At 53.6% G+C, this 15,416-nt stretch carries 16 protein-coding genes and 1 pseudogene; 9 read left to right on the forward strand and 8 right to left on the reverse strand.

Features of this window, described 5'->3' with window-relative positions:
- Nucleotides 1-15 precede the first annotated feature (15 nt).
- The 7 genes from GPJ68_RS02905 to GPJ68_RS02930 are packed head-to-tail and all read right to left on the reverse strand — an operon-like array spanning nucleotide 16 to nucleotide 7,300.
- Nucleotides 16-408 (reverse strand): DUF4280 domain-containing protein, encoded by a 393-nt coding sequence (locus GPJ68_RS02905; RefSeq protein ID WP_016155543.1) that lies wholly within the window; start codon nucleotides 406-408, stop codon nucleotides 16-18.
- Nucleotides 405-1,211: an ImpA family type VI secretion system protein gene (locus tag GPJ68_RS02910; RefSeq protein WP_255489353.1), complete on the reverse strand. Its 807-nt coding sequence runs from the start codon at nucleotides 1,209-1,211 to the stop codon at nucleotides 405-407. The genes GPJ68_RS02905 and GPJ68_RS02910 overlap by 4 nt, the downstream gene beginning before the upstream one ends.
- The gene (locus tag GPJ68_RS25040) at nucleotides 1,156-1,323 is read right to left on the reverse strand and encodes a type VI secretion system ImpA family N-terminal domain-containing protein (RefSeq protein ID WP_255489354.1); all 168 of its coding nucleotides are present in this window, start codon (nucleotides 1,321-1,323) and stop codon (nucleotides 1,156-1,158) included. The genes GPJ68_RS02910 and GPJ68_RS25040 overlap by 56 nt, the downstream gene beginning before the upstream one ends.
- The gene (locus GPJ68_RS02915; protein ID WP_104651651.1) at nucleotides 1,320-4,853 is read right to left on the reverse strand and encodes a type VI secretion system protein; all 3,534 of its coding nucleotides are present in this window, start codon (nucleotides 4,851-4,853) and stop codon (nucleotides 1,320-1,322) included. The genes GPJ68_RS25040 and GPJ68_RS02915 overlap by 4 nt, the downstream gene beginning before the upstream one ends.
- Nucleotides 4,850-5,599 (reverse strand): DotU family type IV/VI secretion system protein, encoded by a 750-nt coding sequence (locus GPJ68_RS02920; protein WP_049043247.1) that lies wholly within the window; start codon nucleotides 5,597-5,599, stop codon nucleotides 4,850-4,852. The genes GPJ68_RS02915 and GPJ68_RS02920 overlap by 4 nt, the downstream gene beginning before the upstream one ends.
- On the reverse strand, nucleotides 5,580-6,917 hold the full coding sequence (gene tssK, locus GPJ68_RS02925) for a type VI secretion system baseplate subunit TssK (RefSeq protein WP_104651650.1): 1,338 nt from the start codon (nucleotides 6,915-6,917) through the stop codon (nucleotides 5,580-5,582). Before tssK ends, GPJ68_RS02920 begins: the two co-directional genes overlap by 20 nt.
- 14 nt (nucleotides 6,918-6,931) lie before the next feature.
- Nucleotides 6,932-7,300 carry a T6SS protein Cts2N gene (locus tag GPJ68_RS02930; protein ID WP_255489355.1) on the reverse strand — a complete coding sequence of 123 codons (369 nt, stop codon included), beginning with the start codon at nucleotides 7,298-7,300 and terminating at the stop codon, nucleotides 6,932-6,934.
- Between the two features lie 466 nt (nucleotides 7,301-7,766).
- Between GPJ68_RS02930 and tssB the strand changes: the two genes are divergently transcribed.
- Genes tssB through GPJ68_RS02970 form a run of 9 tightly spaced genes read left to right on the forward strand, consistent with a single transcriptional unit; the run spans nucleotide 7,767 to nucleotide 15,194 of the window.
- The gene (gene tssB, locus GPJ68_RS02935; protein WP_016155549.1) at nucleotides 7,767-8,279 is read left to right on the forward strand and encodes a type VI secretion system contractile sheath small subunit; all 513 of its coding nucleotides are present in this window, start codon (nucleotides 7,767-7,769) and stop codon (nucleotides 8,277-8,279) included.
- Between the two features lie 19 nt (nucleotides 8,280-8,298).
- Nucleotides 8,299-9,780 (forward strand): type VI secretion system contractile sheath large subunit, encoded by a 1,482-nt coding sequence (gene tssC / locus GPJ68_RS02940; RefSeq protein ID WP_104651649.1) that lies wholly within the window; start codon nucleotides 8,299-8,301, stop codon nucleotides 9,778-9,780.
- Nucleotides 9,781-9,798: 18 nt separating this feature from the next.
- Entirely contained in the window at nucleotides 9,799-10,284 is a 486-nt protein-coding gene (locus GPJ68_RS02945) for an Hcp family type VI secretion system effector (RefSeq protein ID WP_104651648.1), read from the forward strand.
- Nucleotides 10,284-10,664, forward strand: a complete 381-nt coding sequence (locus tag GPJ68_RS02950) for a GPW/gp25 family protein (protein WP_019078239.1) — start codon at nucleotides 10,284-10,286, stop codon at nucleotides 10,662-10,664. Before GPJ68_RS02945 ends, GPJ68_RS02950 begins: the two co-directional genes overlap by 1 nt.
- 19 nt (nucleotides 10,665-10,683) lie before the next feature.
- Nucleotides 10,684-12,405: a type VI secretion system baseplate subunit TssF gene (gene tssF, locus GPJ68_RS02955; RefSeq protein WP_137380570.1), complete on the forward strand. Its 1,722-nt coding sequence runs from the start codon at nucleotides 10,684-10,686 to the stop codon at nucleotides 12,403-12,405.
- Nucleotides 12,369-12,692 carry a hypothetical protein gene (locus GPJ68_RS25045; RefSeq protein WP_230330186.1) on the forward strand — a complete coding sequence of 108 codons (324 nt, stop codon included), beginning with the start codon at nucleotides 12,369-12,371 and terminating at the stop codon, nucleotides 12,690-12,692. Before tssF ends, GPJ68_RS25045 begins: the two co-directional genes overlap by 37 nt.
- Nucleotides 12,650-13,297: a type VI secretion system baseplate subunit TssG gene (locus tag GPJ68_RS02960; RefSeq protein WP_230330187.1), complete on the forward strand. Its 648-nt coding sequence runs from the start codon at nucleotides 12,650-12,652 to the stop codon at nucleotides 13,295-13,297. Before GPJ68_RS25045 ends, GPJ68_RS02960 begins: the two co-directional genes overlap by 43 nt.
- Nucleotides 13,288-14,046 (forward strand): Clp protease N-terminal domain-containing protein, encoded by a 759-nt coding sequence (locus tag GPJ68_RS02965; RefSeq protein WP_180837109.1) that lies wholly within the window; start codon nucleotides 13,288-13,290, stop codon nucleotides 14,044-14,046. Before GPJ68_RS02960 ends, GPJ68_RS02965 begins: the two co-directional genes overlap by 10 nt.
- Entirely contained in the window at nucleotides 13,986-15,194 is a 1,209-nt protein-coding gene (locus tag GPJ68_RS02970; RefSeq protein WP_001339197.1) for an IS4-like element ISVsa5 family transposase, read from the forward strand. The genes GPJ68_RS02965 and GPJ68_RS02970 overlap by 61 nt, the downstream gene beginning before the upstream one ends.
- Nucleotides 15,195-15,206: 12 nt before the next feature.
- On the opposite strand, the pseudogene GPJ68_RS24935 reads toward GPJ68_RS02970, so the two are convergent.
- A pseudogene (locus GPJ68_RS24935) lies at nucleotides 15,207-15,308 on the reverse strand (DUF6387 family protein); the annotation flags it as partial.
- Nucleotides 15,309-15,416 lie beyond the last annotated feature (108 nt).

Raw genomic sequence — 15,416 nt, forward strand, 5'->3', positions numbered from 1 at the left:
TTCAAGAGGATAACATCACGCGACGACGGTCGTTAACTGCCCGGGAAAGCTAATTTGAATCAACCCACCCCAGGCGCACATTAACTGCGATTGCGCAGTAAGAGCCGGCGCATTGCCGACTATTATCGTCGGTGAACCGGGCATCCATGGCGCAATGGTGGCAGGAATGCACGGCATTGGCGTCAGCACGCCGAGCGCCGCGGCGGTTGCGGCAGCAACGGTCGGGTTGGCGATGCTGTTGCACATCCCGAACGGCAGAATGTTTACAAATGGTTTGTTATCCATAATATTCGCCATCGGCAGGCTGTTGACGATAGTTCGGCTGGTGGGCAACACGTTCAGTGTGGCGGGCGCTATGCCAAACGAGCAGTGCAGCATTGCGCCTGTACATACGGCAGGACAACTCATGGCAGTACCCCCAATTGTCTCCACAGTCGGCGAGCGGACTCATCACCAGTAATCAGTTCATTGAGCAGTTCTGGTAGTGGCGTATGTCCCCAGATATAGGCCCGCTGCAGTAGATACGGTACCGGACTGTGGGGCTCGGTACGCGCCAGATAATCGGCTACCTGTTTAATCATCTGATATGCCTCTTCGCGGTGAAGAAACGTGGCACCGTTGCTGACCGTTGATGCAGTTTCTTGCCCGACAGGTGGCGACTGTTCCGGCAAGGTGTTGCCCAACGCCTGCAGACAGGTCTTGATTTTTTGCTCAAGTGCCTTGAATGAAGGTGCCGATTCGGTAGGCCAACTCTGACAGACGTTGTTGAGCCGTTGGAGCCACTCCGTGCTGGATGTCAGGGATAATATGGTGGCCTCGTCCGCGCCAGGCAGCGGAACGTCAGCTAATTTTCCCTGCTGCCACTGGGTCAGGGAGATGTTTTCCCCATGAGCTATAAACAGCGGGGCTTCAGCGACCAGCGTGGCGTAATGTTGCGCTATCCAGCATAGTGGCGCGGCGCGATAGTCATAGTCACCTTCTTTAATTTTAGGATGTAATTGCTCCGGGTATTGCTCCAGCGCCAGGGTCACTAATTCCAGCGCATTGGGCAGGGCTGCTAAGCCGTGAACTCTAATCCATGCCTCACCCAACCAGCTCATAATGACCAGATCCTTACTGAGCGTTTTCGTCAGCACAGTGGCGATTTTGGCGACTTCATCCCAGTCGGCGCGGCGTACTTTGCCAGACGCCGGTGGGCAGCGTTTCGTCATCCTGCTGGCGGGCGGTGACCAACTGGTCGAACTCTGGTGAATAACGGATAGAGTCCCCGCACGGATTATCCGCCTGAATGGGGGCCAGTAATGCCTCAATATGTTCCATCATTTTCCTCCTGATAATCCCTGCTCGGTAAGCGGTATCCATGGTAGCGGCGCTTTGCTTTGTGCATCTAACAACGTGACCTGCCAAAATACGGTTGACTGCAATTGCTTCTGACCATCGCCCACGGGGAGCGAAAAACGCAGCGGTTGCGTCGGCGCGCCACCGACGCGCTGTTGTTCAATCATCCTGAGCAGTGCCCACGCTCCCTGCCAGCGCCAACGACCAGTATCACCGCTTACCGTTACGCCTGTCTGTGACAGGCCTGGCATTGGACGCCATGCGGAATTGGCTGCCCAACGCAGACTAAAGTTCAGACTATCGCTGCTGCGCCAGTGCAGGTCAGTTGTGCCGCCGGGGTAGCTAATCGATTGTTGATTACCGACAAGCCGCCAGTCGGCAATCTGATCCGCGCCAGCCTCATGGTTGCGTGAGGTCCGCCAGATAACCCGTAACGTCACGCCTTCAGGGCTGACCAACGCCGACAGTAACGGCTGTGCCGCTGCCAGTTGTTGAATGAGTGGCGGCTGTTCGGATAGCGTTTCGGCGGGGAGTTGCGCCAGTAAAAGAGTCAGTTCACGTACCCGATCGACATCTGCATCTGTTGAGTGCGGCACGGCGGTAAAGGGGAAGCGCCCTGCAAGCCAGGTGTTGTACAGATTGAAGATCTTCTGTACCGCACCAATGCTGGCCTGTTGGCGTAACTGCTGACATTTTTGCAATGATGCGTCTGCCAGCGCGTTCAGCGACTGACCGTAAAAATCGTTACTGCTGGCGGTGCGAAACTGCGTCAGTTCACTCTGGCAGTTCTGCGCAGAGAGCGTCGGCAGCGCGGCAGCAAGGGCCGCCATCTGCATCGGCGAACTGGCAGGATCTTGTTGTTGCAGCCGCTTCATGGTCGCCAGTGAATTGCTCCAGCGAGCGATAAGCTGGTTATCCGCTGCCATTAACCATGGACGCTGGTTGTCGAGCCAGTCAATATCCTGCTGATAGCGGACCAGGGCACCAGAGATTTGTTCTGCCTGGGCGCTAGCCCATCCGATAATTTTCTGTCCGCTGGCCTGCGCCTGTTCTGTCGTCGCGTAATTGACCGCCGGAGGGGTAATCGGCGGAAGTAACGCGCTGCCGTCCTGACGCACCCGTGCAATCACCTGGGCCGCCGTTTGTTGGCGCAATGCGATGGCAAGCTGAGGACGATTAAGCTGGTTGAAGGCTTCAATGATGTAATCCGCGCTGGCGGTGCTGACATTGCTGTTATCCGGGGTTCCGGTGGCCCCTGTGTATAGCGTCTGACGTATGGCGTTTTCCACCGTATGTCGCGCCAGCATGGTGATTTTAGGTCGCCAGATGCTGTCTGGAAGCTGCTGCATAAATCGTTCAAATCCGCCATACAGCGCCAGCGCCTGCTGAAGTTGCAGGTTGCCAGGATAACCGACGGAGAGCTCGGTAGGCTGGCTTGCCCCCTGCTGCCAGAAGGGTTGGTTAAGTAAATCACGCAAACTTTTTTGTAATGCCAGAAGATCCGGCGATACGCTGAATTGTCCTTCCGGGGATTGCTCGGTTAATGAGGAGAAGTGCAGCCTGGAGCCATCAACCTGCGCCAGAAAGCGTTGGCGCAGTAGGGTTTCGTGGCGGAGCAGTTCCTGAACCACGCTGTTGTCGATAAGCCTAAGGGTTCGTGCCTGCGTGAGCAGCTCATCCAGTGGCAGTCTGATTGGCGAATTTGTTGCGTCACGACTCAGGTTATTAATGGTCGTCAGTGTTGCTTGTAAGCGGCTGACCTGGCGGACCAGCGAGCGGACGAACAAGGGGGTAACCCCGGTGCCATTGCCAAACAGCGCCAACAGTTGTTCGAGCTGCTCTTCGTTGTTATCCAGGCTGGTATTGCCATAGTTTTGCTCCAGCCAGCGCATGGTTTCGTGAGAAAAAAGTACGCTGTTGCGCTGAGTCAGCTCGCTAGCGTCGGGTAATTTCAGACGCGAGAGATTGAGAGTGGCAAACATCTCGTTGAGCTTTTCCTGGGAGGGTAAAGAGTCAGTGTCAACGGTCACGCCCCAAACGCTGGCGCTGACGTTTGCCAACGTCTGCACAGTCGGTTGCTTCATCTGCATTAATTGTAGCAACGGCAAATAGCGCGACTCCATTTGTTTTGCCTGAGTGAGCAAGTTCTGAATTTGCCGGTAACGCTCTTCGGGTAGCAAATCGTCCTGCTCAAAGCCCCTTTCATTGTGATTTTGCAGGCAGATACTGTTGGTGGCTGGTACCAGCAGGCTAGCCAGGGTGACGTTGTTAAACGTCTCGCGCAATTTTGTATCGGTGCGGCTGAACAGCGAGCCGGGCCAGACGATGGAACGAAACTGCCACTGTGGAATGCCATTGAGAACGCGCCAGTACAGTGCGGTGGAACGCTCACCAGTGATATCGGCCCGGACGGCTGTGGCGAGGACCTGCAGACGATCGTGCAATAGTACGGCATGGGTGTGCTGGTATTGCCAACTCCAGGTCATCGCGACAAGCCAAAGAACGCAAAGGCAGCTATAGCACGCGAGAGTGATGAAATGGCGGCGTAAATTCACGCGCAGCAAACGGCGCACCGGAAGCGCGAGACCGCGCTCAGCGGTAATTTTGCTGCTCAGTAGCGACTGACAAAACTGCATCTGTGGTTTGTCATGGTCCAGCGTACGGGCAACAAACCAGATCCCGCGCAGCTGCGGTGGCTCATCGCGGGCATGACTGTTAAACAGGGCGTCAAAAGCGTCATGCAATGGTGCGGCAAGCGGCGGGAAGCTTTCTGGCAAGCGGAATAATTCCTCCGGCGTGTTGCCTCGCAGCGCGCCAAGCTCGGTGATGAACAGCCGCAGCGAAGTCCGGGTATTGTCCAGCGCATTGTCGATCCACTGCGGTTTCCAAATGGCTTCTCTGGCGACCGGAATCGTGCTGCCAATCGGACTGCGGCGAGCATCTTCCGGCAATAGCTCCAGCAGATCGGCTGTACCTTCCAGTGATTCCATGCCGCTGATGATCAGGTAAATTGGCAGACTCAGTCCGCACACCTGCTGCAACTGCTGACAGTTATGCAATAAGCTGGCGCGGACGGTATCATCGTCATGCAGCGTCTCTAATGAAAGGGTGATAATCAGTGCATCCAGTGGTCGCTGGGGGCGGCTTTTCACCAACGCAGACAGCGTCTTCTGCCAGTCATTCTGACGGATTAGCCGCTTCTTCCCAACGGTTTGTAGCGTTTGCGGCAGGCACAGAAGGCTGCACTGAGGATTAAACCACCATTGCCCGAACCAGTATTCCTGGCCGTCGGTAAGTGACCAACTGCGGCACAGCAGACGGTTATCCTCTTCGTCGCCAAGCATCAGGATTCGCACGCTGTCGTAAGGATCCTGACTGGTACAGGCTCGCTGGATCTCCTTTTGCGCACGGTTGAACGTATCGTTTCGGTATTCCCATTGCCACCAGACGCACCAGAGAGTCATCGCCAACAGCACCAGGAGAATAATCAGTAGCGTAAGCCAGGGTTGCGTCACTTATCATCTCCCTGGCAGGACTGGGTTACCGGGAAATCTGGCAGCGAATTTACGCCGATGGCATCTTCAATACTTAGCCACAGTCGCTGACTCAACAGCAATAACGCCAAAAGTATTACGAGGGCGATGAGATGCAGGCGCGAATTGTCTGGCAGGCGGCGATGCGCCGGAAGGTGTAAAGGCGTCCCCAGCGCGGTCGATTCCATGCGTTCGGCAATATCACTGAGCTGAGCGTCATGCTGAAAGGCAAAATGCCACAGCAGGCGGCAGGTTTCCTGATGATTCTGCAGGTTAAAATCGCCACGTCGGGAACCAAACCCCAGCGTCAGGCAGCGCAAATACAGCGCGGCTAAATCCCGCTTTCCTGGGTTACGTTCATTGAGCAGAGCGGTGATCTGGCGGGGGATCTGGTCCCCAGCGCTATGGGTTTGCCACAAATGATACTCCAGCGGGCAGGACTGCCACAGGGAGAGCGCGGGCCAGTCACCATAGAGTACGGACTCATCAATCAGCGCGACCAGGGCATAAACGGACGCGTCAATCTGCTGCTGAAACGGCGAACCCAGTTCGCGGGTCAGGCGTCGGTTATACTCTTCTACCACCTGACTGGCGTATACAAGGGCCTGATTATGCAACTCATCTGGCGGTAGTGGAGTGCGTTTCCAGCGTTCGAACTGCGCCAGCCAGCGGGTGTAAATCTCATCAAACAGACGGCTGGCAGGCATATCAGGATTGGCGATTGTCATGGCGATCCTCCTGACGGTAGAGCATGATCTGCTGCGGCATATCCTCTGTTTCATGCAATGGGGCAATAACCAACGGCGTCCCTTTTTCAAACCACTGGATGGTAAGGGTCAGGGTAAACAGGGCCACCTTGCCGTCGATTTCCCAGTCACTGCGCTGCTCTGCAGCCAGCGGCGTGAAAGTCATCCCGTGCATCCGCTGACGACGCAGAACAGGTACAAAGGGTTGGCTGGTGATAAGACTCATTTGTAACCACTTTTCAGCTTTGGAGGCGTTGTCTCCGGGCATCAGCAGGCCTATAACCACCTGCTCTCCCGCGTGGATATCTATAGGGAGTTGCAGTGAAAAAGAGTTATCCAGCTTGCTGAAATTCAGCCGCTGATAGCGGCGATGAATATGCGCCAACTGGTTTTTCAGTACGGTGAAAAGAGAGGCAAATGCGGGCAGCATGTTCTGATAATCAAAGGTTGGCAGCAGGGGCAGCGTTTTATCCTGAGTCAGTATTGCCGTTTGTCCGATAAAGAGACACAGCGCGCGGTAAAGATCCTGTGGATGTGGCCGCCCGCTGCTGAGCAAGCTTTCCACCAGCGGCAACGCCCCCTGGATACTATGCAGTGACAGCGTAAGCCATAGCCAGTCGTTGGTGCGTTGTCCGTGTTGCGCCAACTGCATTTCACGGCTCAGAAACAGAATTTTTTCTCTTGCCTGCAGGCAGAGTTGTCGGGTTTGGCGTGCCAGATAACTCTCTTCGTTGAAGGCGGGAGAGGGGGGAAACCACTCGCTCTGACGAAATCCACCTTCGCTATACACAACCTGCAGCAGCGGCAGACAGACGAAATCAGCGCGATCGTGCTGGCAAACCAGACGCGGTACGGGCTGCCATTGCGAAATGCTCTCGGGGAATTCACCGCTACTCAGGTCAGGTAGCGGGGCGCTGTTGACTGAGCGATAGCGGCTATTCATCAACTGCCACTGTCCGGCACGGTTTAGCGGCGGCAGCGCCAGCCAAAGGATATGTTCACTGTCTGGTACGGCAGGCAGCAAGCGGGCGCAGTCAAACTCCAGCGATAAATCGTCGCTAATGTCATAATTGACCGGCGTGCCATCGGGCATCATCGCCTCCAGGCGCAAAATACGCAGCGTTCCTGCACACAGCGCAGCCTCGTCAATCTGGAGCCGGTTGACGCCCCAGAACCACGGATTAGCGCACCCGGTGAGCGCGGCACAAAGTGTTTCATTACGCAATGCCTGCAACTGGAAATGTTGAGGTAGCATTGCCATCCCTTCATACCAGCAAACCATTGCCGGAATTGTGCTCATAGTCCCTTCCTTGTTCATGGTGCCAGGACGGCTTCATCCGTCATTAGTAACAGATGCAGTGAATCTGCTTTTTCCAGTGTTAATCGGTGTTCTCCTGCGCTGCTGTAGCGGGCAAACAGCAGAATTGCCTCTGCCTTAACGCCGTGCAGAGGGGAGCTTTTGGTCACAAAACGCGAATCCGGCACCAGCTCCAGCGACCAGACATGCAACCCGTCAGGGCTATCGCGCAGGAGTTGTGATTTGGCGTTAAACCACTGTGTCGCACTCAGCGATTGTACGGTTGGCAGCAACGCATTATCGGCAATCGCGGCAATATCCACGGCGACTGGCGTGTTATCGTTTGCATCTGCTGCGGTTTCAATGACCACATCATTAAATGCCACACGGTTTTGCCATAATGAACAACCGCTACTCAGTAAAATTAAAATACTGAATAGTATTATATTGGCTGAATGGAATAGGCCGTTTGTCATATAAAATCCTTTTATATTGTCATTAATAAGGTAATTAATGGTGGGGGTTGTTTTTTTGACTTAAATCATCATTGGATGAATCTTAAGTAATAAAATTTGTTAACATTTAAATATTCATTAAATTTATATTTTCAGTGCAAAGCATTATTTTATAATCAATTTTAATTGTAACGTGTTGATTTTTATTGGTTAATTTTTTGTTAATTGATTTTTATCAAACAATTTATTTTTTTGTGTGAAAAGTAAAAAATTAAGTTGATATTTATTGGGTGTTGTGTTTTTTATATTGCGGGTAGTTATTCATGAATATGACTTTTCGAATAATGGTGCGGTAAATGTCGTGCCAGGGATACTATTGCAATAAAAAGGATTAAATATGGCCGAGAGCATTCAGCATAAACTCAACCGTATTAGGCCGCCGCGCGTGCAAATAACGTATGATGTGGAAACAGGTGGCGCGATTGAGAAGAAAGAGCTTCCCTTAGTTGTTGGTATTTTAGCTGATTTATCCGGACATCCCGCATGCCCACCCGCTAAATTACGTGAGCGGCGATTTGTCGAAATTGACCGTGATAATTTTGACGATGTGCTTTCCTCCCTCTCACCTCGTCTGGCGATACAGGTTGAAAATCGTCTGGCTAATGATGGCAGCAAATTGAACGTTGAGCTGTGCTTTAACGAGTTCGATGATTTTTCTCCACTCAATATTATCAATCAGGTTAAACCCCTTCAGCGACTGTTTCTTGCCCGGCAGCGTCTGCGCGATCTGCTCACCAAACTGGATGGTAACGACGATTTGGATGCGCTGCTACAGCAGGTGGTAAACGATAACGCCGAGCTTCAGGCTTTGAGACCCATCGTTGAAGAAAAACCGGCTGAAAACGCGTAACTGAATCAGGAGAAGAACAATGGAAAATGTTCAGGAACAAGCTGAAAACGGCGGACAGACGGTCACGCTGAGCGTGCTGGATCGCATTATCCAGGAAGGGCGGATGGCGCGCGATGAGCTACAACAGACCTACGCGCGTGACATGCTGGAAGAACTGGCGACGCAAATTCTTGATGAAGGGATGGCGATAGGAAGCGATACGGTGGCGATGATCAACCATCGCATCGCGCAGATCGACGAGCTTATCAGCGGCCAGTTGAATGAGGTATTGCATCACCCGGATGTGCAGAAACTGGAAGCCTCCTGGCGCGGTCTGCATCAGTTTGTGATGAATACGGAGACCAGTACCCGACTGAAATTACGTCTGCTAAACGTTTCGCGCAAAGAACTGCAGGACGATCTGGAAAAAGCGGTTGAGTTCGATCAGAGCACGTTGTTTAAGAAATTGTATGAGGATGAATACGGTACTTTTGGGGGGAATCCCTATAGCGTGCTGGTCGGTGATTTCGAGTTTGGCCGTCATCCGCAGGATGTGGCGCTACTGGAAAAACTTTCCCAGGTCGCGGCGGCCGCGCATGCGCCGTTTATCGCCGCTGCCAGTCCTCGTTTGTTTGATATGGGATCGTTTCTCGAGTTAGGTGTCCCGCGCGATCTGGCGAAGATCTTCGAAAGCACCGAGCTGATTAAATGGCGGGCATTCCGCGAAAGCGACGACTCCCGCTATGTCTCATTAGTGCTGCCGCACGTGTTGCAGCGCCTGCCTTACGGCCTGGATACGGTGCCGGTGGAAGGCGTGAACTTTATCGAGGACGTCGACGGCCTTGATGCCAGCAAATATCTGTGGGGCAATGCCGCCTGGATGCTGGCCAGTCGTATTACCGAAGCTTTTGCCTTATACGGCTGGTGTGCGGCGATCCGCGGTGCGGAAGGCGGCGGCCTGGTATCCGATCTCCCTGCGCATACGTTCTCTACGCCATCCGGCGATATCAGCCTGCGCTGCCCGACGGAAATAGCCATTACCGACAGGCGTGAGAAGGAGCTTAACGATCTGGGATTCATCGTGCTGTGTCATAAGAAGAATACCAACACCGCCGCGTTCTTTGGCGGACAGACCACCAATCAGGCAAGGATCTACAACACCCCGGAGGCCAATGCCAACGCGAGGATCTCCGCAATGCTGCCTTACATCCTCGCCGCTTCCCGTTTTGCGCATTACCTGAAGGTGATTATGCGCGACAAGGTCGGCAGCTTTATGAGCCGCGATGATGTTGAGAGTTACCTCAATAACTGGATTGCTGACTATGTGTTGCTGCGCGACAGCGCGCCACAGGAGATTAAAGCGCGTTATCCGCTGCGTGAAGCACGGGTGGACGTGAGTGATGTTCCCGGCAAACCGGGCGTTTATCGCGCCGTTGTATTCCTGCGTCCGCACTTCCAGTTAGAAGAGTTGACCACCTCAATTCGTCTGGTGGCTGAACTGCCGCCGCCAGCTGCCGCTTGATTACTAAGGAGATAGACCATGGATGCGATTTTTTTAAAGCTTGACGATATCAAAGGCGAAAGCCAGGCCGATGGCTTCAAAGATCAGATAGAGATCATGTCCTACAGCCATAACGTGGCGATGCAGGTCACTAACGACGTCAGTAATACCGAACGTACTTCCGGGCGCACGCACGTGGGTGAAATGTCGCTGACCAAGTTTGTCGATCTCGCCACGCCGGTGCTCAATGAGTATTGCTGTAGCGGGAAGGTGATCAAAGAAGCGAAGTTGACGCTCTGTCGTAACGACAATAGCGCGATGCTGCCGTTTATTGTCTATACCCTGAGTAACGTGGTGATCTCGCACCTGAGCGTCAGCGGCGGGTCCGGCGGTAAGCCGGTAGAGACGATGTCGCTGAACTTCACCAAAATCAAATGGGAAATCACCGCCCAGAAATCGGAAGGCACCCAGCAGGGCACCAGTTCATCCGTCTGGGATATGGCGCTGAATAAGAAAGGCAGCTAATGGTGGAGCCTTTCATCCCGGTTGCGCTATTCGACAGGCTGCTGGATGAGGAGATAAGCCCACGAGAGTCGGTGTGCCGGGAGTTGAATCGATTATTCAACTCCCGAGCCCCTACGGATGATGACGCACTACCGCTGTTGCTTAGCTGGGGCGTCCCGGAATGGCACGGATGTAACGCGGGCGATGAGCGGGTGCTTAACTGGTATTGTCGCCAGCTACGCGCAGCCATTTTACGCAACGAGCCGCGGATTCAGGCGCTAACTGTCAGCGTGAAAGATGCGCATCATCAGACGCTGGCGCTGCATCTCGAGGTGATGTTGTGGCACGACGACGATCCGCTGACGCTGGATCTAACGTATCTGCACGGCAGCTGGCGATGACTATCGCAGGAGAAGATCAATGGACGATCGATTGCTGGAAGACTATTTGCAGGAGTTGAGATGGTTGCGTACCGCCAGCGGCGAGTTCGCCCGGCGGCACCCGCACGTTGCCTCTCGTCTGCGGCTGAGCGAATTTGATTGCCCGGATCCCCACGTTGAAAGGCTTTTAGAAGGTTTCGCCCTGCAAAGCGCCAAATTGCATCAGCGCCTTGATGATGGTTTTGGTGAACTGTGTGAATCGCTGCTGGAGCAGCTCTCACCTCATTCGATACGCCCTTTCCCTTCCACAGCTACCGCCAGTTTTACTGCGGATCCGCTGGCAGGTGATTTGAGTCAGGGTTACGCCCTTCCTGCCGGAACGCCGCTTTACGCGTTAACGCAAAGCGGTAAAACGATCTGGTGGCGTACCGCGCTGGCGCAAACGCTGTGGCCTATTGAGATTGACGATGTTACCTGGTGCGATGCGGCGCAGGCCCGGCAATTAACCGGGCTGACGAGGGCGCGCGGCGCATTGCGTATTCAGCTACGTTGTCTGCCGCCACATCAGTTTTCGACGTTGGCGGTTACACAGTTACGCATTCATCTCAGCGGTTCGCCGCAAAGCAACGCCACGCTATTTGATTTGTTGTACGCCCATGTCATTGGGCCGCTGCGCCCACATCCCATTGGCCTGCTGAATGCCGAAAAGATTTTGCCCTGCGAACCGGGCGTAGAGTCCAGCGTGCTGGCGCTCAGTGCCTGGATGAACAGCCCGCAGGCGCTGATGTATTTCGATTTGCCGCTGCCGCCTTCGGGGGAGGGCGACGGCATGATCTTGTGTATTCCTTTCGATCGCGCTCCGCCGGGGGCGCAGCATATTCACTCGGGTGATATTCGTTTGGGGTGTGTGCCTATCGTTAACCTGTTCACCCGGACCTCTGAGCCGCTGATCGCCGGGCATATTCGCAGCGAGCATCGGCTGGTGGCCGATCATCATGATCAACATGTACAGATCTACCGTGTACAGACGCTGTGGATGAGCCGCCGTGAAGAAGCCTGGCGCGTGCCCGCATATTATTCCGCTCACGGGCATAGCGAGTCCCGCTGGTTCTGGCATGCACGACGCAACCGCCAGCAGGGCAATGCGTTGTGGTTAACGCTGGTGGACAGCCGTTTCGACCCGTTTGCGCCGGATGAAGAAGCGAGCCTGACGGCGACGCTCTGGTGCAGCAACGGTGAGCAGGCCGCACTGCTTTGTGCGGGAACGCCACTAACCTTTGAAGTACCCGGCCCGGTTGCGCAGGTGCATTTACTGGGAACGCCGACCACGCCTTCAGCGCCTGCGTTGCAGCGAGATGCACGCTGGAAACTGCTCTCAACGCTTGCGCTCAACCATCTCTTATTGAACGAAGGTCAGAGCGCGCTGGACTCGCTGAAAGAACTGCTGGCCCTGTATGCCCCTTCCTCTGCGTCACCCGCTGTCTGGCAGCAGATCAATGGCATCCGCGAGATGTGTTGCCAACGGGTGAGTGAGCATCGGGGGCGGGATGCCTGGCGCGGCTGGCATAACGGTATCAAGGTGACGCTGGAACTCGATCCACAAGCCTTTACTGGAAGCAGCCGACTGTTGTTTGCGGGCGTTATTGCCCGTTTTCTGGCGCGTAATGCCACCGCAAACTGCTTTATCCACACGATATTGCAAGACGAAGGAGAGGAGCTGTCGCTATGGACAGACGTCGAACAGACCACGCTGATAGCGTAATCGCCCAGCTTAAGGCCGAGCCGTGGCGCTTCTCGCTGGAGCAGTGTGTCCGCATCCTGGAAGCGGCGGGTGAGACGCCCGAACTGCGGGGCGATCTGGGGCTGGCATTTAGCCCAGCGGAAGTCAGTTCGCTGAACGAAGACGTTGTGCAGGTGCGTAGCCTCGGGCCAGGGGGGGCGGATGGCGTATTGCCCTACAGCAGGCGACGCAGGATAAAAACAGCGCACTGCAGGATTTTATCTTTATGTTTCAACAGCGTTTTCTTCAACATCACTACCGTAGCCTGAGCCTGCATCGGCTGGCCAGGCCTTACGCCAGGCGAGAAGATGCGCCAGGGCTTTCTGTAATGCGTGCGCTGTGTGGTTTCAGGCTCGACGCCATGGAAAAGTATGAATCTGCGCAGGTACCGAGTCTGCTGATGCAATGCGGCAACCTGCCTAATCGCAGGCGTTCTACGGCTGGATTTGTGGCGCTGGTCGAGGCCGTACTGAACGTCACCGTGCATGTCGAAGAATTTGTCGGCCGCTGGCAGCCTTTGCCACAGGCATCAATAAGCCGGACGCGATGTCGGCTGGGGCGCAATAGCGTCGCCGGTCGGCGAATATGGAACCAGCATGCGGCGCTACGGGTGCATCTGCGTGCTAAAAACGCTACGCAGTGGCGCGAATTTTTACCCGGCAGTCAGGGTTTTCTCCAGCTCAGTAAGTTAGCGGAAATCTGGTTTGGCGCGGGAATAACGCAGGAATTGATGATGCGCGCAACCCTGACGCTGGATCATCGCTTAACCCGCGCTGCGCCGCCGCGTCTGGGGTATACCGCGCAACTGGCAGGGCGCAAGCCCGCCATGTTCCATTGCCAACAGCATCTTGAGGAGAACAGTAAATGGATTTGAAAGCGCTGGTAAAACGACTGAACCCCATTTGTTTTCGTGCGCTGGAACAGGCCGCCGAACGCAGCCGGGCGCAGGGACACTGGTTCGTTGAGCCGGAGCATATGCTGCTGGCTTTACTGGATGATGAACACTGTGATTTAGCGTATTGCCTGAGCAACGCGGCTATCTCCACCGATACGTTACGTGAAGAGATCCAGCGTGCTCAGGCGCAGTTCAAAGCGGGCTGTACGCGGATGCCGGTGTTTTCCGTACAACTGATAGAGCTACTGGAAGGGGCGATTTTGCAGGCGACATTCCAGCGTATTCCTCTGGTTCGTTCGGCCTTATTGCTCCTGACCTTACTCACCCGAGAACGGCTGCGTACCCAGTTGGCGCAGGGAATGCCACTGTTGTTACAGCTTCCGGCTGCGGAGCTGGAAAGCCAGTGGCAGACCTGGTGTCGCAACTCCGTTGAGGAGGCTGCAGACCCTGACAAGGGAGAATCCCCGAAGCGTGAAGGCGGGGTACTGGATCAATACACGCACGATCTGACTCGTGACGCGCGGGAAGGGCGGATCGATCCGATCATCGGGCGCGACGCGCTGATGAATCCCCTAATGATTTTGGTAAAAATCATTAAGTTAAGGTGGATACACATCTTGTCATATGATCAAATGGTTTCGCGAAAAATCAATAATCAGACAACAAGATGTGCGAACTCGATATTTTACACGACTCTCTTTACCAATTCTGCCCCGAATTACACTTAAAACGACTCAACAGCTTAACGTTGGCTTGCCACGCATTACTTGACTGTAAAACTCTCACTCTTACCGAACTTGGCCGTAACCTGCCAACCAAAGCGAGAACAAAACATAACATCAAACGAATCGACCGATTGTTAGGTAATCGTCACCTCCACAAAGAGCGACTCGCTGTATACCGTTGGCATGCTAGCTTTATCTGTTCGGGCAATACGATGCCCATTGTACTTGTTGACTGGTCTGATATTCGTGAGCAAAAACGACTTATGGTATTGCGAGCTTCAGTCGCACTACACGGTCGTTCTGTTACTCTTTATGAGAAAGCGTTCCCGCTTTCAGAGCAATGTTCAAAGAAAGCTCATGACCAATTTCTAGCCGACCTTGCGAGCATTCTACCGAGTAACACCACACCGCTCATTGTCAGTGATGCTGGCTTTAAAGTGCCATGGTATAAATCCGTTGAGAAGCTGGGTTGGTACTGGTTAAGTCGAGTAAGAGGAAAAGTACAATATGCAGACCTAGGAGCGGAAAACTGGAAACCTATCAGCAACTTACATGATATGTCATCTAGTCACTCAAAGACTTTAGGCTATAAGAGGCTGACTAAAAGCAATCCAATCTCATGCCAAATTCTATTGTATAAATCTCGCTCTAAAGGCCGAAAAAATCAGCGCTCGACACGGACTCATTGTCACCACCCGTCACCTAAAATCTACTCAGCGTCGGCAAAGGAGCCATGGGTTCTAGCAACTAACTTACCTGTTGAAATTCGAACACCCAAACAACTTGTTAATATCTATTCGAAGCGAATGCAGATTGAAGAAACCTTCCGAGACTTGAAAAGTCCTGCCTACGGACTAGGCCTACGCCATAGCCGAACGAGCAGCTCAGAGCGTTTTGATATCATGCTGCTAATCGCCCTGATGCTTCAACTAACATGTTGGCTTGCGGGCGTTCATGCTCAGAAACAAGGTTGGGACAAGCACTTCCAGGCTAACACAGTCAGAAATCGAAACGTACTCTCAACAGTTCGCTTAGGCATGGAAGTTTTGCGGCATTCTGGCTACACAATAACAAGGGAAGACTTACTCGTGGCTGCAACCCTACTAGCTCAAAATTTATTCACACATGGTTACGCTTTGGGGAAATTATGAGGGGATCTCTCAGAGCTCTGTATGCAGTTCTTTGATTGTAAGTGATTTTAACTGCTCATAGTTTTCGAGACTAAACCAGCTTTTTAATTCTTCATAAGGGCTTACTACTTTCATTAATCCCTCCACTGTATTCAAAGCTTGAATGAGTTAACACTGCTTATTTGAATTAATTCTCCCTTAACAAGGTTGATAAGGGAGAACGATTAATTAACTACTTATTCA

Source organism: Citrobacter sp. 172116965 (assembly GCF_013458095.1).
In the GTDB taxonomy this organism is placed as follows: Bacteria; Pseudomonadota; Gammaproteobacteria; order Enterobacterales; family Enterobacteriaceae; genus Citrobacter; species Citrobacter braakii.

Coding starts and splice junctions, on each gene's coding strand:
- tssC (WP_104651649.1), top strand. CDS start 8,299: ATGGAAAATGTTCAGGAACAAGCTGAAAACGGCGGACAGACGGTCACG.
- GPJ68_RS02920 (WP_049043247.1), bottom strand. CDS start 5,599: ATGACAATCGCCAATCCTGATATGCCTGCCAGCCGTCTGTTTGATGAG.
- GPJ68_RS25040 (WP_255489354.1), bottom strand. CDS start 1,323: ATGATGGAACATATTGAGGCATTACTGGCCCCCATTCAGGCGGATAAT.
- GPJ68_RS02965 (WP_180837109.1), top strand. CDS start 13,288: ATGGATTTGAAAGCGCTGGTAAAACGACTGAACCCCATTTGTTTTCGT.
- GPJ68_RS02905 (WP_016155543.1), bottom strand. CDS start 408: ATGAGTTGTCCTGCCGTATGTACAGGCGCAATGCTGCACTGCTCGTTT.
- GPJ68_RS02910 (WP_255489353.1), bottom strand. CDS start 1,211: ATGACGAAACGCTGCCCACCGGCGTCTGGCAAAGTACGCCGCGCCGAC.
- GPJ68_RS02950 (WP_019078239.1), top strand. CDS start 10,284: ATGGTGGAGCCTTTCATCCCGGTTGCGCTATTCGACAGGCTGCTGGAT.
- GPJ68_RS02945 (WP_104651648.1), top strand. CDS start 9,799: ATGGATGCGATTTTTTTAAAGCTTGACGATATCAAAGGCGAAAGCCAG.
- tssB (WP_016155549.1), top strand. CDS start 7,767: ATGGCCGAGAGCATTCAGCATAAACTCAACCGTATTAGGCCGCCGCGC.
- tssK (WP_104651650.1), bottom strand. CDS start 6,917: ATGAGCACAATTCCGGCAATGGTTTGCTGGTATGAAGGGATGGCAATG.
- tssF (WP_137380570.1), top strand. CDS start 10,684: ATGGACGATCGATTGCTGGAAGACTATTTGCAGGAGTTGAGATGGTTG.
- GPJ68_RS02960 (WP_230330187.1), top strand. CDS start 12,650: ATGTTTCAACAGCGTTTTCTTCAACATCACTACCGTAGCCTGAGCCTG.
- GPJ68_RS25045 (WP_230330186.1), top strand. CDS start 12,369: ATGGACAGACGTCGAACAGACCACGCTGATAGCGTAATCGCCCAGCTT.
- GPJ68_RS02970 (WP_001339197.1), top strand. CDS start 13,986: ATGTGCGAACTCGATATTTTACACGACTCTCTTTACCAATTCTGCCCC.